The sequence below is a fragment of the Nocardioides sp. genome (assembly GCF_035703625.1).
Taxonomy (GTDB): Bacteria; Actinomycetota; Actinomycetes; order Propionibacteriales; family Nocardioidaceae; genus Nocardioides.
This window is the reverse complement of sequence record NZ_DASSXS010000142.1, coordinates 1-20,740: the sequence shown is the minus strand read 5'-3', so window position 1 is coordinate 20,740 and position 20,740 is coordinate 1. Positions and strand designations below refer to the sequence as shown.

At 70.7% G+C, this 20,740-nt stretch carries 27 protein-coding genes and 1 other RNA gene; 9 read left to right on the top strand and 19 right to left on the bottom strand.

The window, feature by feature from the left end; translation table 11 throughout:
• Positions 1 to 202: 202 nt before the first annotated feature.
• On the bottom strand, positions 203 to 1,429 hold the full coding sequence (gene hppD, locus VFN12_RS07060) for a 4-hydroxyphenylpyruvate dioxygenase (RefSeq protein ID WP_325117919.1): 1,227 nt from the start codon (positions 1,427 to 1,429) through the stop codon (positions 203 to 205).
• Between the two features lie 80 nt (positions 1,430 to 1,509).
• Here hppD and VFN12_RS07055 point away from each other — a divergent pair, with 80 nt between their 5' ends.
• Positions 1,510 to 1,971, top strand: a complete 462-nt coding sequence (locus VFN12_RS07055; protein WP_325117918.1) for an Lrp/AsnC family transcriptional regulator — start codon at positions 1,510 to 1,512, stop codon at positions 1,969 to 1,971.
• A 93-nt stretch (positions 1,972 to 2,064) separates the two neighbouring features.
• Here the strand turns inward: VFN12_RS07055 and VFN12_RS07050 are convergent, their stop codons facing one another.
• From VFN12_RS07050 to VFN12_RS07030, 5 genes are all read right to left on the bottom strand, one after another.
• Positions 2,065 to 2,703, bottom strand: coding sequence for an IclR family transcriptional regulator (locus tag VFN12_RS07050; RefSeq protein WP_325117917.1), 639 nt, complete (start codon positions 2,701 to 2,703; stop codon positions 2,065 to 2,067).
• A 40-nt stretch (positions 2,704 to 2,743) separates the two neighbouring features.
• Positions 2,744 to 4,522 (bottom strand): DEAD/DEAH box helicase, encoded by a 1,779-nt coding sequence (locus VFN12_RS07045; RefSeq protein WP_414690014.1) that lies wholly within the window; start codon positions 4,520 to 4,522, stop codon positions 2,744 to 2,746.
• On the bottom strand, positions 4,519 to 4,788 hold the full coding sequence (locus tag VFN12_RS07040; RefSeq protein WP_325117916.1) for a DUF3039 domain-containing protein: 270 nt from the start codon (positions 4,786 to 4,788) through the stop codon (positions 4,519 to 4,521). The genes VFN12_RS07045 and VFN12_RS07040 overlap by 4 nt, the downstream gene beginning before the upstream one ends.
• A 140-nt stretch (positions 4,789 to 4,928) precedes the next feature.
• Positions 4,929 to 5,486: a YqgE/AlgH family protein gene (locus tag VFN12_RS07035; protein WP_325117915.1), complete on the bottom strand. Its 558-nt coding sequence runs from the start codon at positions 5,484 to 5,486 to the stop codon at positions 4,929 to 4,931.
• 138 nt (positions 5,487 to 5,624) lie between these two features.
• On the bottom strand, positions 5,625 to 6,167 hold the full coding sequence (locus tag VFN12_RS07030) for a hypothetical protein (RefSeq protein WP_325117914.1): 543 nt from the start codon (positions 6,165 to 6,167) through the stop codon (positions 5,625 to 5,627).
• A 127-nt stretch (positions 6,168 to 6,294) separates the two neighbouring features.
• On the opposite strand from VFN12_RS07030, the gene VFN12_RS07025 reads away from it, so the two are divergent.
• The gene (locus VFN12_RS07025) at positions 6,295 to 6,990 is read left to right on the top strand and encodes a TetR/AcrR family transcriptional regulator (protein ID WP_325117913.1); all 696 of its coding nucleotides are present in this window, start codon (positions 6,295 to 6,297) and stop codon (positions 6,988 to 6,990) included.
• A gap of 12 nt (positions 6,991 to 7,002) precedes the next feature.
• Here VFN12_RS07025 and VFN12_RS07020 read toward each other — a convergent pair whose 3' ends face one another.
• From VFN12_RS07020 to VFN12_RS06990, 7 genes are all read right to left on the bottom strand, one after another.
• Positions 7,003 to 8,004, bottom strand: a complete 1,002-nt coding sequence (locus VFN12_RS07020) for a DUF3048 domain-containing protein (protein ID WP_325117912.1) — start codon at positions 8,002 to 8,004, stop codon at positions 7,003 to 7,005.
• A gap of 135 nt (positions 8,005 to 8,139) precedes the next feature.
• A complete protein-coding gene (locus tag VFN12_RS07015; protein ID WP_325117911.1) occupies positions 8,140 to 8,907 on the bottom strand; it encodes a 3-oxoacyl-ACP reductase FabG in 768 nt (255 codons plus the stop codon).
• Positions 8,908 to 9,003: 96 nt separating this feature from the next.
• Positions 9,004 to 9,642, bottom strand: coding sequence for a hypothetical protein (locus VFN12_RS07010; protein WP_325117910.1), 639 nt, complete (start codon positions 9,640 to 9,642; stop codon positions 9,004 to 9,006).
• Between the two features lie 24 nt (positions 9,643 to 9,666).
• Positions 9,667 to 10,086 carry an HIT family protein gene (locus VFN12_RS07005; RefSeq protein ID WP_325117909.1) on the bottom strand — a complete coding sequence of 140 codons (420 nt, stop codon included), beginning with the start codon at positions 10,084 to 10,086 and terminating at the stop codon, positions 9,667 to 9,669.
• The gene (locus VFN12_RS07000; protein ID WP_325117908.1) at positions 10,083 to 10,328 is read right to left on the bottom strand and encodes a hypothetical protein; all 246 of its coding nucleotides are present in this window, start codon (positions 10,326 to 10,328) and stop codon (positions 10,083 to 10,085) included. The genes VFN12_RS07005 and VFN12_RS07000 overlap by 4 nt, the downstream gene beginning before the upstream one ends.
• Before the next feature lie 9 nt (positions 10,329 to 10,337).
• A complete protein-coding gene (locus VFN12_RS06995) occupies positions 10,338 to 10,595 on the bottom strand; it encodes a hypothetical protein (protein ID WP_325117906.1) in 258 nt (85 codons plus the stop codon).
• A gap of 47 nt (positions 10,596 to 10,642) precedes the next feature.
• Entirely contained in the window at positions 10,643 to 12,028 is a 1,386-nt protein-coding gene (locus tag VFN12_RS06990) for a M15 family metallopeptidase (protein ID WP_325117905.1), read from the bottom strand.
• Positions 12,029 to 12,071: 43 nt separating this feature from the next.
• Between VFN12_RS06990 and VFN12_RS06985 the strand changes: the two genes are divergently transcribed.
• Positions 12,072 to 12,731, top strand: coding sequence for an SDR family oxidoreductase (locus tag VFN12_RS06985; protein WP_325117904.1), 660 nt, complete (start codon positions 12,072 to 12,074; stop codon positions 12,729 to 12,731).
• A gap of 6 nt (positions 12,732 to 12,737) precedes the next feature.
• On the opposite strand, the gene VFN12_RS06980 is transcribed toward VFN12_RS06985, so the two are convergent.
• On the bottom strand, positions 12,738 to 13,547 hold the full coding sequence (locus tag VFN12_RS06980) for a class I SAM-dependent methyltransferase (protein WP_325117903.1): 810 nt from the start codon (positions 13,545 to 13,547) through the stop codon (positions 12,738 to 12,740).
• Between the two features lie 77 nt (positions 13,548 to 13,624).
• Here VFN12_RS06980 and VFN12_RS06975 point away from each other — a divergent pair, with 77 nt between their 5' ends.
• Positions 13,625 to 14,782, top strand: coding sequence for an FAD-dependent oxidoreductase (locus tag VFN12_RS06975; RefSeq protein WP_325117902.1), 1,158 nt, complete (start codon positions 13,625 to 13,627; stop codon positions 14,780 to 14,782).
• 15 nt (positions 14,783 to 14,797) lie between these two features.
• Positions 14,798 to 15,139, top strand: a complete 342-nt coding sequence (locus VFN12_RS06970; RefSeq protein WP_325117900.1) for a DUF2200 domain-containing protein — start codon at positions 14,798 to 14,800, stop codon at positions 15,137 to 15,139.
• A gap of 3 nt (positions 15,140 to 15,142) precedes the next feature.
• Here the strand turns inward: VFN12_RS06970 and VFN12_RS06965 are convergent, their stop codons facing one another.
• A complete protein-coding gene (locus VFN12_RS06965; RefSeq protein ID WP_325117899.1) occupies positions 15,143 to 15,505 on the bottom strand; it encodes a hypothetical protein in 363 nt (120 codons plus the stop codon).
• A 35-nt stretch (positions 15,506 to 15,540) separates the two neighbouring features.
• Positions 15,541 to 15,852: a hypothetical protein gene (locus tag VFN12_RS06960; RefSeq protein ID WP_325117898.1), complete on the bottom strand. Its 312-nt coding sequence runs from the start codon at positions 15,850 to 15,852 to the stop codon at positions 15,541 to 15,543.
• 168 nt (positions 15,853 to 16,020) lie between these two features.
• Between VFN12_RS06960 and VFN12_RS06955 the strand changes: the two genes are divergently transcribed.
• Positions 16,021 to 16,347, top strand: a complete 327-nt coding sequence (locus tag VFN12_RS06955) for a hypothetical protein (RefSeq protein WP_325117897.1) — start codon at positions 16,021 to 16,023, stop codon at positions 16,345 to 16,347.
• 44 nt (positions 16,348 to 16,391) lie between these two features.
• Here the strand turns inward: VFN12_RS06955 and VFN12_RS06950 are convergent, their stop codons facing one another.
• Positions 16,392 to 16,856 (bottom strand): GNAT family N-acetyltransferase, encoded by a 465-nt coding sequence (locus VFN12_RS06950; protein ID WP_325117896.1) that lies wholly within the window; start codon positions 16,854 to 16,856, stop codon positions 16,392 to 16,394.
• Between the two features lie 105 nt (positions 16,857 to 16,961).
• Between VFN12_RS06950 and VFN12_RS06945 the strand changes: the two genes are divergently transcribed.
• From VFN12_RS06945 to VFN12_RS06935, 3 genes are all read left to right on the top strand, one after another.
• Positions 16,962 to 17,627 carry a nitroreductase family protein gene (locus VFN12_RS06945; RefSeq protein ID WP_325117895.1) on the top strand — a complete coding sequence of 222 codons (666 nt, stop codon included), beginning with the start codon at positions 16,962 to 16,964 and terminating at the stop codon, positions 17,625 to 17,627.
• A 124-nt stretch (positions 17,628 to 17,751) separates the two neighbouring features.
• Positions 17,752 to 18,249 carry a VOC family protein gene (locus VFN12_RS06940; protein WP_325117894.1) on the top strand — a complete coding sequence of 166 codons (498 nt, stop codon included), beginning with the start codon at positions 17,752 to 17,754 and terminating at the stop codon, positions 18,247 to 18,249.
• A 231-nt stretch (positions 18,250 to 18,480) separates the two neighbouring features.
• Positions 18,481 to 19,614, top strand: a complete 1,134-nt coding sequence (locus VFN12_RS06935; protein WP_325117893.1) for a hypothetical protein — start codon at positions 18,481 to 18,483, stop codon at positions 19,612 to 19,614.
• Positions 19,615 to 19,827: 213 nt separating this feature from the next.
• On the opposite strand, the gene VFN12_RS06930 is transcribed toward VFN12_RS06935, so the two are convergent.
• Together VFN12_RS06930 and ssrA are read right to left on the bottom strand one after the other, a co-directional pair.
• Entirely contained in the window at positions 19,828 to 20,259 is a 432-nt protein-coding gene (locus VFN12_RS06930) for a DUF4333 domain-containing protein (protein WP_325117892.1), read from the bottom strand.
• Between the two features lie 208 nt (positions 20,260 to 20,467).
• Positions 20,468 to 20,740, bottom strand: a transfer-messenger RNA (tmRNA) gene (gene ssrA / locus VFN12_RS06925); the annotation flags it as partial.

Sequence of the window (20,740 nt, the reverse complement as noted above, 5' to 3'; positions counted from 1 at the left end):
CCCCGCCGCGACGGATTTCCCGAAAATCCGCACCCGGGGCTCTCACGTCCCCCATGGAGGTCAGCTGCCGCACCGGCGGCCCCTGGGTGACCAGCCGTCCCACTCCCCCGCCAATCCATGCACTTCTCAGGCATTGCTACGGCTGAGAAGTGTCGGTTTCCCCGGCGGGCCGGGGAAACCGACAAAGGCGGAAGCGCCCCACTCAGAGGTTCCCGCGGGCGTCCTGCTCGCGCTCGATCGCCTCGAAGAGCGCCTTGAAGTTGCCCTTGCCGAAGCCCAGCGACCCGTGCCGCTCGATGAACTCGTAGAACACCGTGGGCCGGTCACCCATGGGCTTGGTGAAGATCTGGAGCAGGTAGCCGTCCTCGTCGCGGTCGACCAGGATCTTGCGCTTCTTCAGCTCCTCGATCGGCACCCGCACCTCACCGATCCGGGCCCGCAGCTCGGGGTCGTCGTAGTAGGAGTCGGGGGTCTCGAGGAACTCGATGCCGTTGTCGCGCAGGATGTCGACCGAGCGCAGGATGTCGCCGGTCGCGAGCGCGATGTGCTGGCAGCCCGCGCCGTCGTAGAACTCGAGGTACTCGTCGATCTGCGACTTCTTCTTGGCCACCGCGGGCTCGTTGAGCGGGAACTTCACCCGGTGGTTGCCGCTGGCCACCACCTTGGACATCAGCGCGGAGTAGTCGGTGGCGATGTCGTCGCCGATGAACTCCGCCATGTTCGTGAATCCGAGCACCTTGTTGTAGAAGGCGACCCACTCGTCCATCCGCCCGAGCTCGACGTTGCCCACGCAGTGGTCGATCGCCTGGAAGAGTCGCTTGGGGTGGCCCTCGCGACGGCTCACGGTCGTGGAGCGCGCGACGTACCCGGGGAGGTAGGGGCCGTCGTACCTCGACCGGTCGATGAGGGTGTGCCGGGTCTCGCCGTAGGTGGCGATCGCGGCCATCCGCACGGTGCCGTTGTCGTCGGAGACGTCGTGCGGCTCGTCGAGGATCCTCGCCCCCATCGCCCGGGCGTGCTCGATGCACTTGTCGACGTCGGGCACCTCCAGCGCCAGGTCGACGACTCCGTCGCCGTGCTTGCGGTGGTGGTCGAGCACCGGGCTGTCGGGGGTGACCCCGCCGGTGAAGACGAAGCGGGCCGAACCGGAGCGCAGCACGTAGGACTTGGAGTCGCGGTGACCGGTCTCCGGACCGCGGTAGGCCTCGAGATCCATGCCGAGGGCGAGCTGGTAGAACGTCGCGGTCTGGCTGGCGTTGCCGACCACGAAGCCGACGGCGTCCATGCCGGTGACGGGGAACGGGTCGCTGCTGGCGTCGTAGTCGACCAGCCCGACCAGCTGCCTGAGCTGCTCGAGGGTCAGGTCGGCCTTGAGCTCGTCGGCGGTCAGGGCGCGGCCGGTCGTCGGAGTGTCCTGGGTCGAAGTCATGGTCCCAGCCTGTCGAGGTACGGCAAGATGTGCAACAGTACGACGAAACCCTGGTCAATCTGCCCACTTCGGGAGGCGACATGGACGACCTCGACAGCAGATTGATCGATCTGTTCTCCCACCATCCACGCATCGGGGTCCTCGAGGCCTCCCGCCGCCTCGGCGTCGCCCGCGGCACCGTGCAGGCCCGGCTGGACAAGCTCACGGACCAGGGCGTGATCACCGGGTGGGGCCCTGAGCTGTCCTCGGAGGCCCTCGGCTACCCGGTCACGGCCTTCCTGACGCTCGAGATCCGCCAGGGCGCTGGCCACGAGTCGGTGGCCCGCCACCTCTCCCGGATCCCCGAGGTGCTGGAGGCCTTCACGATCACCGGCGCCGGTGACATGTGGTGCCGGGTCGTCGCCCGCTCCAACAACGACCTGCAGCGGGTCATCGACGCCGTGCTCGACAACCCCGGGATCGTCCGGTCCTCGACCGTCATCGCCCTGGCCACGCAGGTGCCCTACCGCATCCTCCCCCTCGCGGCCATGACCTCGGGCTGACTGCACGGGCGGCGCCCCGGACGTCGGACGCCGGACGCCAATCCCCCACTCAACGGACGCCAATCCCCGACTCAACGGTCGGGAATCCCCGACTCAACGGGACAGGGCGTGGGCCACCTCGTCCGCGGCGGCCGCGACCCGGGCCCCGAGGGCGTCGGCGTCGAGGTCGCCGAGGGTGACGATGCCGACGCTGGCCTCGAGACCCTCCACCCCACGGACCGGCGCGGCCAGGCCGCTGGCGCCGGCCTGCAGCTCACCGGTGCTCGTGGCGTAGGGCGCGCTGTCGGGCTCTGCTCCCAGCAGGATCGCCTTCCCGGCGGCCCCCTTGTGCAGCGGGTGCCGGGATCCGACCCGGTAGGCGACGTGGAAGTCGGTCCACGAGGGTTCGACCACGGCCAGCGCCATCGCCTCGTCACCGTCGGAGACGGTGAGGTGGGCGGTGCAGCCCACGTCCTCGGCCAGGGAGCGCAGGATCGGGATCGCGAGGTCGCGCAGCACCGGCTGGACCCCGGAGGCCAGGTGCAGCACGCCGAGGCCGACGTGTACCCGCCCCCGACCGTCCCGCCGGGTCAACGCGTGCTGCTCGAGGGTGCTGACGAGCCGGTAGACCACCGTGCGGTTGATCTCGAGACGGGCCGAGATCTCGGTGACGGTCAGGCCGCCCGGAGTGGCGGCGAGGACGGCCAGCACGCGCAGCCCCCGATCGAGGGTCTGAGCCGTCTCGGTGGCCATCTTTCGAGTCTAGGGCCGAACGCGACCCAGAGCCCCTGGCTCAGGACGACTTGCGCGCCGCCCACTCGCGGAGGCGGTCGATCCGGGCGTGGAGCTGCTCGGCACTGGCGATCGCCGCGGCCGGCCCGCCACACTCCTTGCGGAGGGCGGCATGGGTGACGCCGTGCGGCTGGCCGGTGCGGTGGTGCCACGCGGCGACCAGCCCGTTGAGCTCCCGGCGCAGGATGGCCAGCTGCTCGTACGTCGACACCTCCGCGACCGAGTCCGGCTCGGTCGCGACCGGCCGGCGGCGGGCTCGCTCCGACTGGCGGTGGTGCAGCAGCTCGCGGACCTGGTCGGGCTCGAGGAGGCCGGGGATGCCGAGGAAGTCCATCTCCTCGTCGGAACCCACGCGCACGTCACCCTCGTGGCCGAACTCGCCACCGTCGTAGAGCACCCGGTCGAAGCGGGCCTCGGACCCGATCGCCTCGTAGGACCCGGCCAGCTCGTCGCTGGCCGACTCCCCCGTCTCCGCGGCGGCGAGCAGCTCCCGCTCGGCAGCGAAGATGTCGTCCTCGTCGGTGATCCGCCGGCCCAGGACGTGGTCACGCTCCACCTCGAGCTCGGAGGCGTGGCCGAGCAGCGACGGCACCGAGGGCAGGAACACCGAGGCGGTCTCGCCCCGGGCCCGGGCCCGTACGAAGCGGCCGACCGCCTGGGCGAAGAACAGCGGCGTCGCGGTCGTGGTCGCGTAGACGCCCACCGCCAGGCGGGGTACGTCGACGCCCTCCGACACCATCCGGACCGCGACCATCCAGCGGTCGTCGTTCTCGGTGAAGGCGGAGATCTTCGACGACGCAGCCTTCTCGTCGGAGAGCACGACGGTCGGCGACTCCCCCGAGATCGTGCGCAGCAGCTTCGCGTACGCGCGGGCGGACTCCTGGTCGCTGGCGATCACCAGCCCGCCTGCGTCCGGGACGTGGCGCCGCACCTCCGACAGCCGTCGGTCGGCCGCGGCCAGCACCGACGGCATCCAGGATCCGGCCGGGTCGAGGGCCGTCCTGAGCGCCTGCGCCGCCAGGTCCTTGGTCAGCGGCTCGCCGAGACGGGCGGCCACCTCGTCACCGGCCCGGGTCCGCCACTCCATCTCCCCCGAGTAGGCCATGAACAGCACCGGCCTGACGACGTGGTCGGCGAGCGCGTGCCCGTAGCCGTAGGTGTAGTCGGCGACCGACCTGGAGACACCGGCGCCGCTGCCGGGGTCGGGGGCGTAGGTGACGAACGGGATCGGGTTGACGTCGGATCGGAACGGGGTGCCGGTCAGTGCCAGCCGCCGCGTCGCCGGCTCGAACGCCTCCCGGACGCCTTCGCCCCACGACAGGGCATCTCCGGCGTGGTGGATCTCGTCCAGGATCACCAGGGTCTTGAACCGCTCGGTCCGGATCCGCAGGGCCAGCGGGTTGACCGCCACCCCAGCGTAGGTGACGGCGATGCCGACGTAGTCCTGCGACGTCTTGCCCTTGCCGGCGGCGTACGTCGGGTCGATCGGGATACCGGCCCGCGCCGCCGCCTCGGCCCACTGCCGCTTCAGGTGCTCGGTCGGCGCCACGACGGTGATCCGGTCCACCAGGCGGCGGCCGAGCAGCTCCGCCGCGACCGAGAGCGCGAAGGTCGTCTTGCCCGCACCTGGCGTCGCCACGGTCAGGAAGTCGCGCGGCGAGCGCGCGAAGTACTCGTCCATGGCAGCGGTCTGCCATGCGCGCAGTGAAGGCGCCGTCCCCCACGCCGCGCGGTCAGGCCACGCGGGCGAGAGCGGGACGGCCTCTGGCCGTCCGGTCACCCTTCGGAGTCCCCTCCGTCGTCGCCGGGTTTGAGGCCCTTCCAGATCTCCTCGCACTCGGGACAGACCGGGAACCGCTCCGGCGCGCGGCTCGGCACCCAGACCTTCCCGCACAGTGCGACCACGGGGGTGCCCATCACCATCGCCTCGGTGAGCTTGTCCTTGTCCACGTAGTGGGAGAAGCGCTCGTGGTCACCCTCGTCCGTCGGGACGGTGCGTCGATCTTCGACCGTGTCGGTGCCGGTGCCGAAGCCGAGAGTTCCCATGTGCCCCATGGTAGGCGAGGGTTCAGGTTCGCTGTCGCCTCACCGGGTCTCGACACGCGCGTCGCGACTTCCTCCGTCAGTCGCGGCGCTTGCTCGACCTCGTCCGGACCAGGCCCGCTGACGCGGACCTGCCGGCTTGATCAGTTGAGATCAGGATCGACGGGTCGCGTCGAGTGCCAGGCGAGCTCTCCCGGCTGGCGGCGCAGGACGTCGCGCCACAGGTCGTCGGGGTCGCCGCGGAAGACGTCGCGCGGCTGGGCCGGGACGACGTACCAGCTGCCCTCCTCGATCTCCCCCACCAGCTGCTCGGCCCCCCATCCGGCGTAGCCGGCGAAGATCCGCATGCCGCTGAGACTGCCGTCGACCAGCTCCACGGGCGTGTCGAGGTCGACGATGCCCAGCTGCCCGAACACCTCGCGGAAGCCCACGGGCGCGTCGTCGGAGTCGCGGAGGAGCCCGACCGCGAGCGCCCCCTCGGTGCTGACCGGGCCACCGTGGAAGAGGACCCCGGGCTCGGCCACGACCTCGCCCCAGTCGGCGAGGACGTCACCGACGGGTACGCCCGAAGGACGGTTGAGCACGACCCCGAGCGCGCCGTTGTCGTCGACGTCGAGGAGGAGCACGACGGTGTCGGCGAAGTTGGGGTCGAGGAGTGCGGGCGTGGCCACGAGCAACATGCCAGCCCGTGCCTCGGTCATGACTCCATCATGGCCGACGGCGGCGCACAGCAACCAGCCCGAGCAGGAGACAGCCCCGGGGCCGACGCGAGGGAAGTGCGGCGAAAGCCGCTGAGGGAGGGTGCGTCAGCGCCCGGGGCTGTCGGAGTGGGGCGACCGTCAGGCCGCGAGCACCGCCTTGATCCGCTCCAGGAGCCCCTCGTGCGGCCCCGTGTCCGCACGGTGGGCGCCGGGCTCGCGGCGACGGCGGGCGCGCTGCTCGATGGCCTCGCCCACCCGGGCGGCTGATGGGTCCCGGACGCTGGAGCGTCCGGACATCGCCGCGAGCATCGTGTGCTCCTTGACGGTGGCCTTGGCCATCGCCTCGGCCATCGCCGCGTCGGTCGGCTCCGACCGGTAGTGGTCGACGATCCGGCGGACCCCGGGCATCTCGTCGTGCGCGCCACGCCAGGCGGTGACGACCGCGTGCTCGAGATCCATCGGCTGGGTCATCAGCTCGCGCTCGATCCGGCCGGACAGGCGCGTGTGCCACCGCAGCTGGAGAGCACCGAGCAGGGCGAGCTCGTCACCGAAGGTCTCGGCGACGCCCGCGACGTCCATGGGCAGGATCCCGTCCTGCCGGTCGTCGGCAGTGGCGATCACGGTGCGGAGGATCTCTCCGCGGTTGTGGAAGGTCCTCCACGATGAGGATTGCCAGGTCATGGCCTACTCTCCTGTTCACTCACATACCGTTGGTACGTACTCACAGTATGCGGCAGACCGAGGGTATTCAAATCAGGACGGGGTGACCTGGCTCACCCGTACCGCCGGTCGGTCCTAGACTGCCGGGATGACCAAGTCCCCGGTGCACAAGCTGGTCCCGAAGGTCCCAGGTGTACCGGGGGCCAGTCGTCGGGCGCAGTACTCCGCCTCGACCAAGAGGGCGCTGATCGACGTCGCCGAGGAGCTCTTCACCGAGCACGGCTACGCCGCGACGTCACTCGACTCGATCGTCGCCGGCGCGCGGGTCACGAAGGGGGCGCTCTACCACCACTTCAGCGGCAAGCAGGCGCTCTTCGAGGCGGTCTTCGAGCGGGTTGAGTCGAATGCCTCGAAGGCGATCCAGACGTCGCTGCGGGGTGAGCGCGACCCCTGGGAGAAGGCGATCCACGGGCTCCGCGCCTTCCTCGAGGTGGTCCGGGAGCCGACGTACCGACGGGTCGTGATCCTCGAAGGACCGGCCGTCCTGGGCTACGCCAGGTTCCGCGAGCAGGAGGAGCGGTCGACCTTCGCCAACGTCCTCGAGATCGTCCGTTCCGTGCTCAGCGCCGGCAAGTGGGACCTGGACGAGGACATGCAGCAGACCTTCGCCCGCATCTTCTTCGGAGCGATGTCGTCGGCGGGCGAGTCGGTCTCCGGGGCCGAGGACGCCGAGGCGGCCGCGGCCAGGGTGGAGGCCGCCATCACATTCATCCTGATGGGCTTCCAGAGCCTGGCCGAGGCCGGGATCGACGTGCCGACGGGAGATGAGGAGGGCGGGTCCTGACCCCCCTCCGGGCTACTTGAAGGTGACCTGGCCGTCCTTGGCGGGGACCAGCTCGATCCAGGTGTGCCCGGCCGGGACGGTCAGCTCGCCCTTCTTCGTCGAGAGCGTCAGCGGACCCTCCAGGCCCTTCTTGCTCCAGGTGCCCTTCACCATCTGCCCGTCGTGGAAGAGCATGGCCTCGCCCTTGCCCTCGAACTTGGTCTCCGGCACCGGGTAGCCGGCCGGGTCGCGGTAGCCGGCCAGGCCGACCTGGACCCTCAGCACCAGCACGGAGTCGGCGGCGAACTCGTCGCCCTGGGCCGCGAAGCTGTTGAGGTTGGTGTAGTGGCCACCCTCGAACTTCCAGTTCGTGGTGTGGTTGCCGAAGTTGGCCGCGAGCGTCTGCGCCTTCACACCCTTGGGCAGGTCCTTGGCCTCACCCCACGGCAGGTAGTCGTCAGGCCGCGACTCCGCGTGGTCCCGGGTGGCCGGGGGGACCTCCGTGAGGTTCGCGAAGAGGTTGTACGGCGCGCTTCGGGAGTCGTCGCGGTAGGTGCCCTCGGCGCCCTCGCCGTAGAACGGGATCTTGGCCTGCTGGATCCGCGCGATCGTCTGGGCCGCGGCACCACTGGTCACCACCGCCGCCTTGACCGGCGAGACGATGCCGACGTCGCTGGCGCGCATCGAGCGGACCGGGCCGGCCACCTTCGGCAGCTCGGAGTAGTAGAACGCCGCGAGCCGGGTCATCCCGCCCTCGACGAGCTCCTCCACGACCATGTCGGCGCTGCCGAGGCCGACCTGGGGGCTGCTCGACGCCGTGTTGTCGATCTTGGTGACCAGCACCGGGTGGGTCTGGGCCGCGCTGTCGTCGCCCTCCACCGGGAGGCCGGTCAGGGGCCAGGTCGAGTCGAGGGTCGAGCCCTCGGCGACCTCCTGGGGCGAGTTCTCCCCTGACTGCTCCTCGTCACCGCCGCATCCGGCGAGGACGAGGCTCGCGGCGACGAGGACGGCGGGGAAGAGGCGAAGGCGACGCAAGGGTAGCTCCGTTCGTGGACTACGAATTCGGTGTCAAGTGTGACCGATGGTCACGGCAACATCGCGCAGGCTAGGCAGAACGAGACGGGAAAATCCAACCGCCGACCGACCGGTGTGACGAGGGTCGCGTCGAGGTCAGCCCAGCTTGGCGCCGCCGTCGACGTACAGCGTCTGGCCCGTGACGTACGACGCTTCGTCGCTGCACAGGAACGCAGCCGCCGCGGCGATGTCCTCGGGCTGCCCCACCCGCCGAACCGGGTTGTGGTCGGCGTTCATCTTGCGCAGCTCCTCCGGCTCCATCTTCAGGCGCCGGGCGGTGGCGTCGGTCATCTCGGTGGCGATGAAACCGGGGGCGATCGCGTTGGCGTTGACGCCGTAGGGACCGAGCTCGATCCCAAGGGTGCGGGTGAAGCCCTGGATACCCATCTTGGCTGCGGAGTAGTTGGCCTGCCCCCGGTTGCCGAGCGCGGAGACGCTGGAGAGGTTCAGGATCTTGCCGTAGCGCTGCTCGACGAAGTGCTTCTGCGCGGCCCGGGTCATCAGGAAGGCGCCACGCAGGTGGACGCCCATCACCACGTCCCAGTCCTCGTCGGTCATCTTGAACAGCAGGTTGTCGCGCGTGACGCCGGCGTTGTTGACCAGGATGTGGATGCCGCCGAGCTCGTCGACCACGCGATCCACCGCGGACTGGACCGACTCGGTGTCGCTCACGTCGCAACCGATGCCGATGGCCTTCTGGCCCTCCCCGAGGGGCAGCTTGGCAGCGGCCTCGCCGGCCGCGGACTCGTCGAGATCGATGACGGCGACCGACGCGCCCTCCTCGGCGAAGCGCTGGGCGGTCCCGAAACCGATCCCGCGTGCTGCCCCGGTGACGACGGCGACTCGTCCGTCAAAGCGACCCATCTGATGCTCCTGACTCGGTGGCTGAGGCGGACGCGTGGCGCACGCCGCGAAACTCCCACACGATAGGACAGGTCGAGCGGACGGTCTGGCGTGGGGTCAACCGGCCTCGCGCAGAGTGTCGAGGACCCCATCGGCGAGGTCCTCGGCCGTTTCGTCGTCTGCGGAACCGAAGCTGATCGAGACGAGTCCGTCAGCAGCGTCCGCGTAGATCGTCTGGACCGGGACCCGGGTGCCGTTCACGTCGAGCTCGTAGACCACGATCAGGGTCTCGCCGAGCCGGGTCTGCTCACGATGGATCTCGTGAACATCGCCCCCGACCCGGCTGATGTCGCGCTCCGCGAGCCGGTCGGTCGGCATGCGCCCGGCCACCCGGACCACGTTGAGGTTGCCCGGGGGTTCGTCCTCGCCACTGACCAGGACCAGGTCCAGGCCTCCCAGGGCCTGCTCGAGCTGGTCGGGAGCGATGCCCAGCTGATCCGCGTACTCGCTCAGGGCGGAGTCCTCCCCCATGTCCCCGCCCATGTCCTCGGCCCGCTCCTCGGGGTCGACCTCCTTCCAGCTTGCGGGCACCTCGAACGAGATACCGGCGGCGGCCACCCGCTTGGTGGCCGCATCCTCCGGGCTGGCGTCACCCCCGCCGGCCCCGTCGGAGGAGCAGCCTGCGAGCGCGAGAGCGATCACGCACGCGGCGAGGGCGGACCGGTAGCGCCGCGGCGGCGACGGGGTGCGGGACATGGCGGAACCCTAGGCCGCTGCGGCTCAGGGTGTGGCAGCCAGGGCGCGACGCAGCCGCCCGGCGTACTCGGCCGCCTCCCCGTCGGCGTACTTCGTCCGCGGCCAGAAGAAGCCGCGCAGGCCGTCGCCCTTCGTCCGGGGTACGACGTGGAGGTGCAGGTGCGGAACCGACTGGCTGACCGTGTTGTTGACGGCCACGAACGAGCCCTGGGCGCCGAGCCCGTCGACCATGACTCGGGCCAGTCGTTGGCCGGCGGCCAGGAACCCGTCCCTCAGCTCGGCCGGGAGGTCGGGCAGGGTCGCGATGTGCTGCCGGGGGACGAGCAGGGCGTGGCCCTTGAAGACCGGTCGCAGATCGAGGAAGGCCACGAAGTGCTCCTCGTCGAGGACCACGTCGGCGGGCGCCCCGTTCACGACCCCGCAGAAGGCGCAGTCCCCGCTCACGACGGTCGGCGGTGTCCGAGCTTGACGGCGGCGGCCGCCAGCACCCCGCAGGCCGCCCCGGTGAGGAGGGCTGCCCAGCCCGGGCCTTCGTGACCGGTCAGCCCCAGCACGAACGGCGCCGCGACACCTCCACCGAGTGTCGCCAGGGGAACCAGGAGGTAGGGCGTCGGCTCGTCAGGCGGGCCCGGCAGGGCCCGCGACCAGGCACCCAGGAGAAGCCCGATCAGGATCAGCCAGCCCATGCGCGGGCCCTACCCGTCGCCGCGGCGACCGACGCCGCCCTCCAGCAGGCCCAGCAGCACCATCGCCAGGACGCAGGCGGAGGTGAAGCTCCACGCGTTGAGGTCGGTCCAGCTCTCGTCGAGCACCAGGTTGATGCCGACTCCACCGATCACCGCGCCGACCACCGCGACCGGCACCGTCAGCAGCATGGGCGGATCCTCGGGCCCCCCGCGCAGCGTGCGCGCGAGCACGCCGAGGATCAGGCCGGCGACGAGGAACGCGATCATGGCCGAACGCTATCGGTCACGCCGCGCGAGGGGGATCCGGATCCGGGTCACTTGCAGAGCTCGCACGAGCGGTACCTCGCCGCGAGCCGGCCGTTGCTGGCGTACGCGTCGAAGTGCTGGGTGTCGCCGTTGCCGTAGGTCCACCGGAGCCCGTGCCGGGCCATCACCTGGACGACCGCGTGGGAGCGGGAGCGCCACGCCACCCTCGGGTGCGAGTGGGCCATCCACCAGGTGTTGGGCACGGTCCCCTGGCGGGATCGGTAGGGGTTCTCCCAGGTGTTGAGGTCGAGTGAGCGGCCGTAGGAGTGCGGGGAGCGCACGCCGGGGTTGCCGACGACGTCCCGGCAGTTGAAGGCCGAGGTGTTGCCGGCCGCCATCGACTTGTAGTCGTCGCCCCCGCGCACGCGGCTCGACCAGCCGAAGCGGTCGACCCGGTACATCGCACGGATGGGCAGGTCCTTGCGGTACATCTCCGCCAGGGCCCCCGCCATCTTGCCGATCACCGACGCATGGGCGACCAGCTCGCCGCGTCGGCGGTAGCCGCGGTAGTCCCAGTAGTTGATCCGCAGGTAGCGCAGGCCCGACCGGCCGACCGGGCAGCCCCGGTGCCAGGTGCGCCCGGTCATCTGGTTCCACACCCGGGCCGGGATCCGGGAGATCCTCGCGTTCGGCCCGGCGCCCACCGCATGCGGCTGGTCGGGCAGGTTGATCCGGGGCCGCGGCGCCGCGCTGGGCAGCTGGACCGGGACGCCCGGCGGAAGATTGTTGATCCGGTGGACCCCACTGGTGTCGCCGTCGACCCAGTCGAGCCGGGGTGCGAGTGCACGCCAGCGGGTGTCGACACGCGGCCGTGCGGTGATGTGGGCACGGCCGTCGGCGCCGGTGCGGAGCCTGCGGACCAGACGCCAGTCGCCGCCGCCGTTGCGGCGCTCGAGGCGCACGACCCCGTTGACCGGGAGGTCGTTGCCGGTCCTCCAGCGCACGTTCACCCGCACCGACCGCTCGTCGACCACCTTGGTGGGTCCACCGACCGTGACGACGCTGTTGCGACGCAGCAGCCTGACCGCGACCGGCCCGGACCTGGACGGGGCGGAGTTGACCCCGTCACCGGCGTACGACGCCCGGAAGACGTTGTCGGCCGACCGCCGGGCCAGGGGGGCGTCGACGACGACGGTGGGCTCCTCCATGGGCACGGTCGCGAAGTGGCCCCAGGTTCCGGACCGGCGCCGCTCGACCTCCACCACGCCGCCGACCACCGGGCTCCCGTCGGCATGCTCCAGCCTGATGCGCAGGTGGCTGTCCTGGCCGGCGTACGCCGCCGTCCCGGTCATGGTCAGGGTCGTGGGCGCTGGTGCCCGGGCGTCGGCCGGCGGTGCCAGGCCGAGTGCGAGCACGATCGCGGTGACTGGAGCAAGGAACGACCCGAGGCGCATGGGCAGGATTGTGCCTCCTCCCGGCCTGTCTAGGGTGGAGGACATGAATGGTGGACGGGTGGTCATGATCGTCGGCGCGGGCCCCGGCGTGAGCGGCTCGGTCGCCCGCCGGTTCGCGCGAGAGGGCTACGATGTCGCGCTCGTCGGGATCGACGATGACGCACTCGCCGTGCTGAGTGACGAGCTGCGCTCGCTCGGCGCGGCCGCGGAGTGGTCGGTCGTGGACATCACCGACGTCGACGCGGCGAGTGGCGCCATCACCGCGCTGGGCGAGCGGTTCGGGAGGGTCGACGTACTCCACTTCAACCCGAGTGCCTTCCGGGAGAAGGATCCGCTCTCGCTGAGCGTCCCCGAGCTGCTGGAGGACGTGGCGCTCGGCGTCGGTGCGCTGCTGACCTCGGTCCAGGCGGCGCGCCCGTTGATGTCGACCGGCGGCCGGGTCACGGTCACCGGCAGCATGGCCGCCGACCAGCCGTGGAACAAGGCGGCGTCGCTCGGCGTGCAGAAGGCCGGCGTCCGCAACCTCGTGCACAGCCTCGACACCACGCTCGAGCCGGACGGCATCCGCGCCGTGTCGGTGACCGTGCGCGGCACCCTCGCCAAGGAGGGGCCCTTCACGCCGGACCGGGTGGCCGACGCCCTGTGGTCCGCGGCCCACCAGGACGAGTCGGACTGGCAGACCGAGGTGCCGTACTCGGGCTGAGCCCGGTCAGCCGCGGCCGCGCTGGAACCGAAGCAGGCGGTACTCGAGCAGGCCGTCCCGATGGCAGGCCTGGAGCGCGTCGCCGCCCACGAGCGCCTGGGCCCACAGCGAGCGCACGGCGGCCCGGCGGAGCAGCGGCTGGGCGGCGCGGATGACCCGGTCGCGGGGACGTCCGAGCCGTTGCAGCGGGGAGAGGTCGTGGGAGGCGACGAGCTCCAGGCCGGCCCCGGCGGCCAGCGCGGATGCCTCGCCGGCCGTCATCAGGCTCGACGCGTGCCACCCGCTCCGGAAGGCGTCGAGCCGCGCGTGGTCGCGGTCGTCGGTGCGGAAGTCGTCGATGACCAGGAGCCCGGCGCCGGGCCGCAACGCGCCGGCAGCCTCACGAAAGAACGCGACGGCCGAGTGGGCGTGGACGAACGACTCGATGGCGAACGCCAGGTCGAAACCGGTGACGGGCGCCGGCAGCGCGGTGAAGTCGCCCACCTCGAAGCGGACCGTTCCGCGCAGTGGACCGCCCCGGTCGGCGAACCGCCGCGCCAGCCGGACCTGCTCCGGGCTGATCGAGACTCCCACCACGTCGACCGGCCGCCGCCGGGCCACGTAGAGGGCCGCCGCGCCGACCCCGCAGCCGAGGTCGAGCACCCGCCGGTCCCCCTCCCCCAGCTGGTCGAGCACCAGGGCGTGGGCGTGGTCGAGGGCTTCGCGGCGGTCGACGACGCCCGGGCCCCACAGCTCGCGATGGAGGGCGCGGTGCCTCCCGGCGAGGAGGAACTTCCAGGTGTTCGCGTCGTAGTACTCGCGAACGCCCGACACCATGCGGTCAGGCTAGACCGGGGACGGGTGCGCCGGACGCGGCTAGCGTGGAGTCTCGCGACTCCCCGGGGGAGGTATTCATGGCCGACCACACCGACCTGTTGGTGATCGGGGCAGGCCCCTACGCCTACTCGGCCGCCGCCTACGCCCGTGACCGGGGCATCGGCACGCGCATCGTCGGGCGACCGATGGCCTTCTGGCGCGACCAGATGCCGGCCGACATGTACCTGCGCTCGGGCCCCGACTGGCACCTCGATGCCCGGGGCGAGGACACGTTCGCGGCCTTCTTCGAGGACCGGGGGCTCGACCCGGCCGACCACGACCCGATCCCGATCGACCTCTTCCTCGACCACACCGACTGGTTCGCCGACCGGAAGCAGCTGCCGGTCGAGCAGCGCATGGTGGAGGAGCTGACGCGACCGGACGGGCAGTACGTCGCCAGGATGTCGGACGGCGACACCATCACGGCCGAGAAGGTGCTGGCGGTTCCGGGGATCGCTCCCTACGCCGCTGTGCCGGAGTGGGCGGACGCCGTACCCGCCCAGCGTCGCTCGCACACCAGCGGGCTCGTGCGCTTCGACGACCTGGCCGGCGCCCGGGTCGTGATCGTGGGCGGCCGTCAGAGCGCCTACGAATGGGCCGCGCTGCTGTGCGACCACGGTGCCGAACGGGTCGACGTGGTCCATCGCCACGACACCCCCGAGTTCGCGAAGGTGAGCTGGGCCTTCGTGAACGAGTACGTCGAGCAGACGCTCGCGACGCGCGGCTGGTGGCGTCATCTGCCGAAGGCCCGGCAGACCGAGATCGCCACCCGGTTCTGGCAGGTGGGGCGGCTCACGCTGGAGCACTGGCTGGTGCCGCGGCTCGACCCGGCCGTGGTGCACCGACACCCCCGCACCGAGGTGACGGAGGTGGACACTGGCACCGGCGACGCCGTACGCCTCACGCTGTCGGACGGCGAGGCCCTCGAGGCCGACCACGTCGTCTTCGCCTCGGGCTACCGCGCAGACCTGTCCCGCGTGCCCTACCTCCGCGGGGTGATCGACCGGATCTCGGTCACCGACGGCTTCCCGGACCTCACCGAGGGCTTCGAGACCAGCCTGGACGGGCTGTACGTCGTCGGCTTCTCGGCGACGCGGGACTTCGGGCCGTTCTACGGGTTCACGAAGGGGTGTCCGTCGGCCGCACGCATCGTCGTCGACGAGATGCTCCGCCAACCCACATCCGGCGGTGCGTGACCTACGCTCACGCACATGAGCCGGATCTTCACCACCAGCTTCGCCTCGGTCTATCCCCACTACGTCAACAAGGTGGAGAAGAAGGGACGAACCAGAGCGGAGCTCGACCAGGTGATCGAGTGGCTGACCGGCTTCGACGAGTCGGCCCTGAGCGGTCACCTGGCGGCGGGCACGACCTTCGAGGAGTTCTTCGCCGCGGCTCGACTCAATCCGCACGCGTCGTTGATCACCGGAACGGTGTGCGGGGTCCGCGTCGAGGAGGTCGATGACCCGTTGATGCAGAAGATCCGCTACCTCGACAAGCTGGTCGACGAGCTGGCCAGGGGCAGGTCGATGGACAAGGTCCTGCGATCTTGATCGTCAGGCGAGCCAGACGGCAAGGGCGGAGACGCCGTTCTGCAGGAGGAAGGCACCGGCCAGCACGCTGGCCACGATCACGGGGGTCCTGCCCCGGTCATCGCCGAGCCGGATCGCGCGGCGGCCGAAGTAGGCGGCGAACCCGGCCGGCAGGACGAACACCACCAGCGCCGGAATGGCTGCGGTCAGTACGGCCCACCACGGGGCCTGAGGGTAGCCGTCGGTGGAGTACCCGAGTGCCGAGAGAATGCCCTCGCCCACGAGGAAGGCGAGCACGAAGCTCGGCACGAAGCCCAGCAGCGACCACCAGGCGCGCCGGGTGAACCCTGGCCCACTGACGCGCTCGTGGGAGTGAATGGCAGTCATGGCGCCCTCCTCGTCGATTGCGTCGATGTCCGTTGTCAGCCGATCGCCACGACGAGTGCCACGAAGGCTGCGAGGCCGACGACCGCGATGAGGACACCGATGCGAGCCTGATGGCGGCCCTGGCCGGTGCGTGCGACGGCGTAGGCGGCGGGGGTACCGACGAGTCCGATGGGGAGCCACACCAAGCCCATGGCCCGCACCCAGTTCGGTGGGTTGACGGCGTCGCTGAGGCTCAACACAAAGGTGAACGCCACGGCTGCCGCGAAGAGAACGCCCAACACCAAGGTGACGGTTCCGGCGCGGACCGAGCTGTCGCCCTGGCTGTGGGGGTGGGCTGGCGTTGTCATGGACCCACCTCCTCCGTCACCACCAAGTCTGATCGGCCCAGGGAGAGAAGGGCACGGCCGAAGGACCCTATTGCGGGCAGCCGTGGGTCACACGAGGCCGGGTCATGACCTTCGACTCTGGGCAGCGGGCAGCTGCCGGGGCAGGGTGGAGGCATGAGGAACACAGGTATGCCTTTGCACCACAGCCTCCAGTGGGCGCCGACGTCGCACGTCGGCCGTTGGAGTGTCGCGTTGGCGGCCGGAGCGGTCGCGGGCGTGGCGCTCTCGGTCGTGGGGTTCGCAGCCGGGGTGCTGGAGTCGGCCTCCGGCTTCAGTGACAACTGGCTGCTGACCGGCTTCGGGTTGGCGATCCTGGCCACCGCAGCCGCGTCAGCCGGCACCGGAGGCATGGCCATGGTCGCTCGTCATGACCGGTCCTTGACCGTGTTGCTCGCGACGATCCTCGGAACCTGCGCCCTCGCTCTGGTGCTCAACGAGGTGCTGCAAGGACTGTGACTGCGCGGCTCGCCTCGGCGTCGGGCGCAGCAGCGATTCCAGGCTCAGAGGTCCTTGCGGAAGTGCACGTCGCCGGCCCCCTCCACCGGGATGTCGTCCCACCGGAAGATCTCGCGGTAGCCACGGCGTTCGTAGAAGCCGGGCGCCTGGAACGTGAAGGAGGTGACGAACACGTGCGTGCACCCCCTGTCCCGGGCCGCGGCCTCGAACTCGCTGAGCAGCCGGCTGCCGAGCTGCCCTCCGCGGGCGTCCTCACGCACCCACGTCATCCCGATGCCCGCGGCGACGCCCCACGTCCAGCCGCTCACGCCCGCGGCGAGCTCGCCGGCATCGTCGTGGAGCTGGACGGTCAGCTCACGGGCCGGCGCCGTACCCCGGGTCGCCTCGGCGTTCACCCGGTCGAGCTCGTCTGACAACCTCTGGTCGAGCTCGGGGTCGGCCTCCGCCACCCGCAGGCGGTATCCGGAGTCGCCTCCGCGCCGGCCCGCTGTCACACCTGCGTCGGTCACGCCGAGGGATCGTGCCACGTGCGGCGGCCCGCGACGGCGTCGGCCTCGCCCTGCGGTGCCTGTGGCGGCGGCCCGGGCGGCCGTGCGTCACTAGGCTGCGACCTCATGGACCTCTACGAGGTGATGCGGACGACGGCTGCGGTTCGCGAGTTCACCGATGACCCGCTCCCCGACGACGTGCTCCACACGATCCTCGAGAACGCCCGGTTCGCGCCCAGTGGCGGCAACCGCCAGGGCACCCAGGTCGTCGTCGTCCGCGACCCCGCTACCCGGGAGCGGCTGGTCGAGATCACCGAGCCGGGCGCGAAGCGGTACCACGCGCAGCGAGCTGCGGGCGAGACTCCCTGGAACGCCCACGCCCCCAGCCGGGTCACCGACGAGCAGGTCGCGGAGACCCAGGTGCCGGCGTCGGTCACCGAGCCACTGCGCCGGGCACCTGTCGTCCTCGTCGTGTGCGTCGACCTGCGAGCCGTGGCAGCGCTCGACAAGGAGCTCGACAGGGTCGGGATCGTCGGCGGCGCGTCGGTCTATCCCCTGGTCTGGAACATCCTGCTGGCAGCCCGGAACGAGGGCTTCGGTGGCACCATCACGACGATGGCCATCGCCGAGGAGCCGGCTCTCAAGCACCTGCTCGCCATCCCCGACCCCTTCGCCGTCGCCGCCGTCGTACCGCTGGGCAAGCCGACCAGGCAGGTGAAGCGGCTGACCCGGGTACCGGTGGAGGAAATGACCCGCCTCGAGCACTGGGAGGGTGGCCCCCTCCTGGCGTAGTCTCTAGTTGAACACTCAACTACGACTCCACGGGACTGGCGGCATGAGCCTTCCGCGCCCGTGCAGCCTTGCCGGACTCAGGGAACCCACTCATGGAACTTCCGCTTCAGGATCTGACGTAGCCATGCCCGAGATCGATCTCGCCACCATCGACGCCGAGCGCGAGCGCCTCCGCGACACCTACCTCCGTCCGGAGCCGCGCGGGTCGGCCTCGAGCGCGCGCGGACTCCACCACGTGGCCGTGGTCGCGCGCGACGTCGAGGAGACCATCCGCTTCTACCACGGGCTGCTGGAGTTCCCGCTGACCGAGATCTTCGAGAACCGCGACCACAGGGGCTCGAACCACTTCTTCTTCGACATCGGCAACGGCAACCTGCTGGCCTTCTTCGACTTCCCGGGCCTCGACCTCGGTCCGTACGCCGAAGTGCTGGGCGGACTGCACCACATCGCCATCTCCGTGGAACCGGAGAAGTGGGAGCACCTGCGGCGCAAGCTCGACGAAGCCGGCGTCGAGTACCTGCGCGAGAGCGGCACGTCCATCTACTTCCGCGACCCCAACGGCGCGAGACTCGAGCTGATCGCTGACCCGCTCGGGGAGATGTACGGCACCAAGGTGGTGTAGGGCGGCGCCCGCCCCGCGGCGAGACCAGGCGGCGTCCGCCGAAGGCGCCCGCAGACCGGCGGCATCCGCAGCGGCCGGGACCTTGCCGTCGGCGCGAGGCGTGGGCAGACTCTCGCCATGCGAGGGGGTCGTGGGCTTCTGGGGTGGGTGTTGCTGGCCGTGGTGGCCGCCGGCACTGGCGCGACGGCGGTACCGGCCGGGGCGGGGTCGGCGGAGGAGCCGTCATCGAGCGTGCGTAACGGACGCCTCATGGTGGTGGGCGGAGTGGAGGGGAGCCGGCGCGGCTGGTTCGTCGACTTCTACCCCGACGGGAGTCACGTCCGACGGGCCAGCACGAGTGCCATGGAGCTGTTCGGCGTCGAATACTCCCCCGACGGCCGGTCCCTGGTCGTCGTCGCGGACGACGACCCGTCGCTCACCCGTTCCGAGGTGTACCGGGCCCGCGCGGACGGCAGCGGTCTGCGGCAACTGACCAACGGCCCCAATGACTGGTCCCCCACCTGGTCGCCCGACGGACGGCGAATGGCATACGTGCACAACTACGCCCTCACCGTGATGCGGGCGGACGGGACGAGGAAGCGGACGGTCCTGCCCTGGACCGAGGTGGAGTCGGTGACGTGGAGTGCCGACGGGCGGCTGGTCTTCAGCTCCTGGTACGACTTCGAGACCACCGACAGCCTCGACCGGCCCGACCTGTGGTCGGTCCGGCCCGACGGCTCCGGCCTGCGGCGGCTGACCGCCACCGACGACGTCGCGGAGTACACCCCTGACCCTTCCCCGGACGGCGCCCTCATCGCCTATGAGCACCGGACCGGTGGCGGCGATCCGATCACCGTCCACCTCATGAACGCCGACGGCACCCAGGACCGGGAACTGGCCGAAGGAGCATCGCCGGAGTGGTCCCCGGACGGTCAGTGGATCGCCCACGCGGCCACGGCTCCCGGGAGCTACTCGGTCTACGGCTTCGTTCGTCCCGACGGGACCGTGGGGCCGAAGGTGGTGCTCGACGATGCCTTCGCCGACACACCGACGCTGCGGACCAAGCTGACCTTCTCCTGGCAGCCATGGCCGGGCACGACACCCAGCCGGCTGCGCGAGCTCCGGGTGCTGGTCTTCGGGGACACGACCGTGGTGCGCGGCCGGGTCGCCCCCTCGCTGCCCGGGCACCGCGTCCTCGCGTCGCTACGTCGGCCCACGGACACCGGCCAGGCCCTGGTGGCGAGCCGCGACACCCTCACCCACGACGCAGGTCGGTTCCGCATCCGTCTCCCCCGGACGGGCCGAAGCGACTGCGAGCTCACCGTGCGCTACACCGGGGACGCCGGCCACCTACCGTCTCGGCGCACGATCGACCTGCCCTGCTGAAGCCCGGAGCTGGAACGCCTGGTCGACACCGACAGCCTCCCCGTCAGCACGATCCTCACCACTGCCGCTGCTGTCGTCGCAGTTGTCCTATCGGGTGCTGCCCGGATCGGCACTGCGTGGTCGGGGAGCGGGCCTGCACCACCCGATCTCCACCAACGGATTGAGAGCGACGTCGACCGGACATGAGCGGCCGGTTCGCGAGCACGTCGTGCATCACTGGTTGCTGATGAGCCAGCTGTACCTGCCATCGCCGGTCTCCATGGTCACCTCGGCATAGCCAGGCGTCTGACCGGGCACCGTGACGTCGCAGCGAAACGAATCGCCGACCTGCCATTCGACCTCGGCCGGGCAGTCGACACGTGTCCCGGCAATCCGGTCGCCGGAAAGGCGACCGACCTTCACGTCGATCTGCTGCTCGAGATCACCTTCGATGCCGCTCGTGCCACGCACGTCCGCCCCAATCTCGTCACCGCGCGGCACAACGAGGAACGCGAGCGCCCCCGCGACTGCCAACGACACCGACATCCCCGCGGCAACCACGATGATCACCGCGTTGCGCGCTGGCCACGGTTTCGACCACCAGCGCTCCCGACCGGGCTCGCCCGGTGCCGGATACCAGCCAGGCGGGGGCGTCTGCGACGACATGGATCACATCCTGCCGCCGCTGCCGCCGACGGCGCACTCACGTTGCGGCTCCCGGCGGCACAGCGACGTACCAATCAGCCGAGATCGACTCTTGTCCACGCGTCAGCGGAGCCCCTGGCAACCCGATTGGTACGTCCCGTGTACGTCGTCGACGCGACTCGCAGCGGCCGCGTTTGCGCGAACAACACGTGCTGTTTGGCTGGTTGGTTGGTGGAGCTGGCGGGAATCGAACCCGCGTCCTCGAGCGTCGAACCAGGTCTTCTCCGGGTGCAGTCAGTGGTGTCGCTTTTCTCGGCCCCGGCGCTCGCACAGACACGTCGCCGACAGGCCCAGTCAGGAATAAGTCCCGATCAACCCTCCTGACAGGAGTCGATCAGCAAGTCTCCTGGTCGACGCCAGGATCCGGGACGGAGACAGATGCCCGGTCTGACGCTTCGATCACCGCTCAGGCGGCGAGAGCGAAGGAACTGCGCTTAGCGTT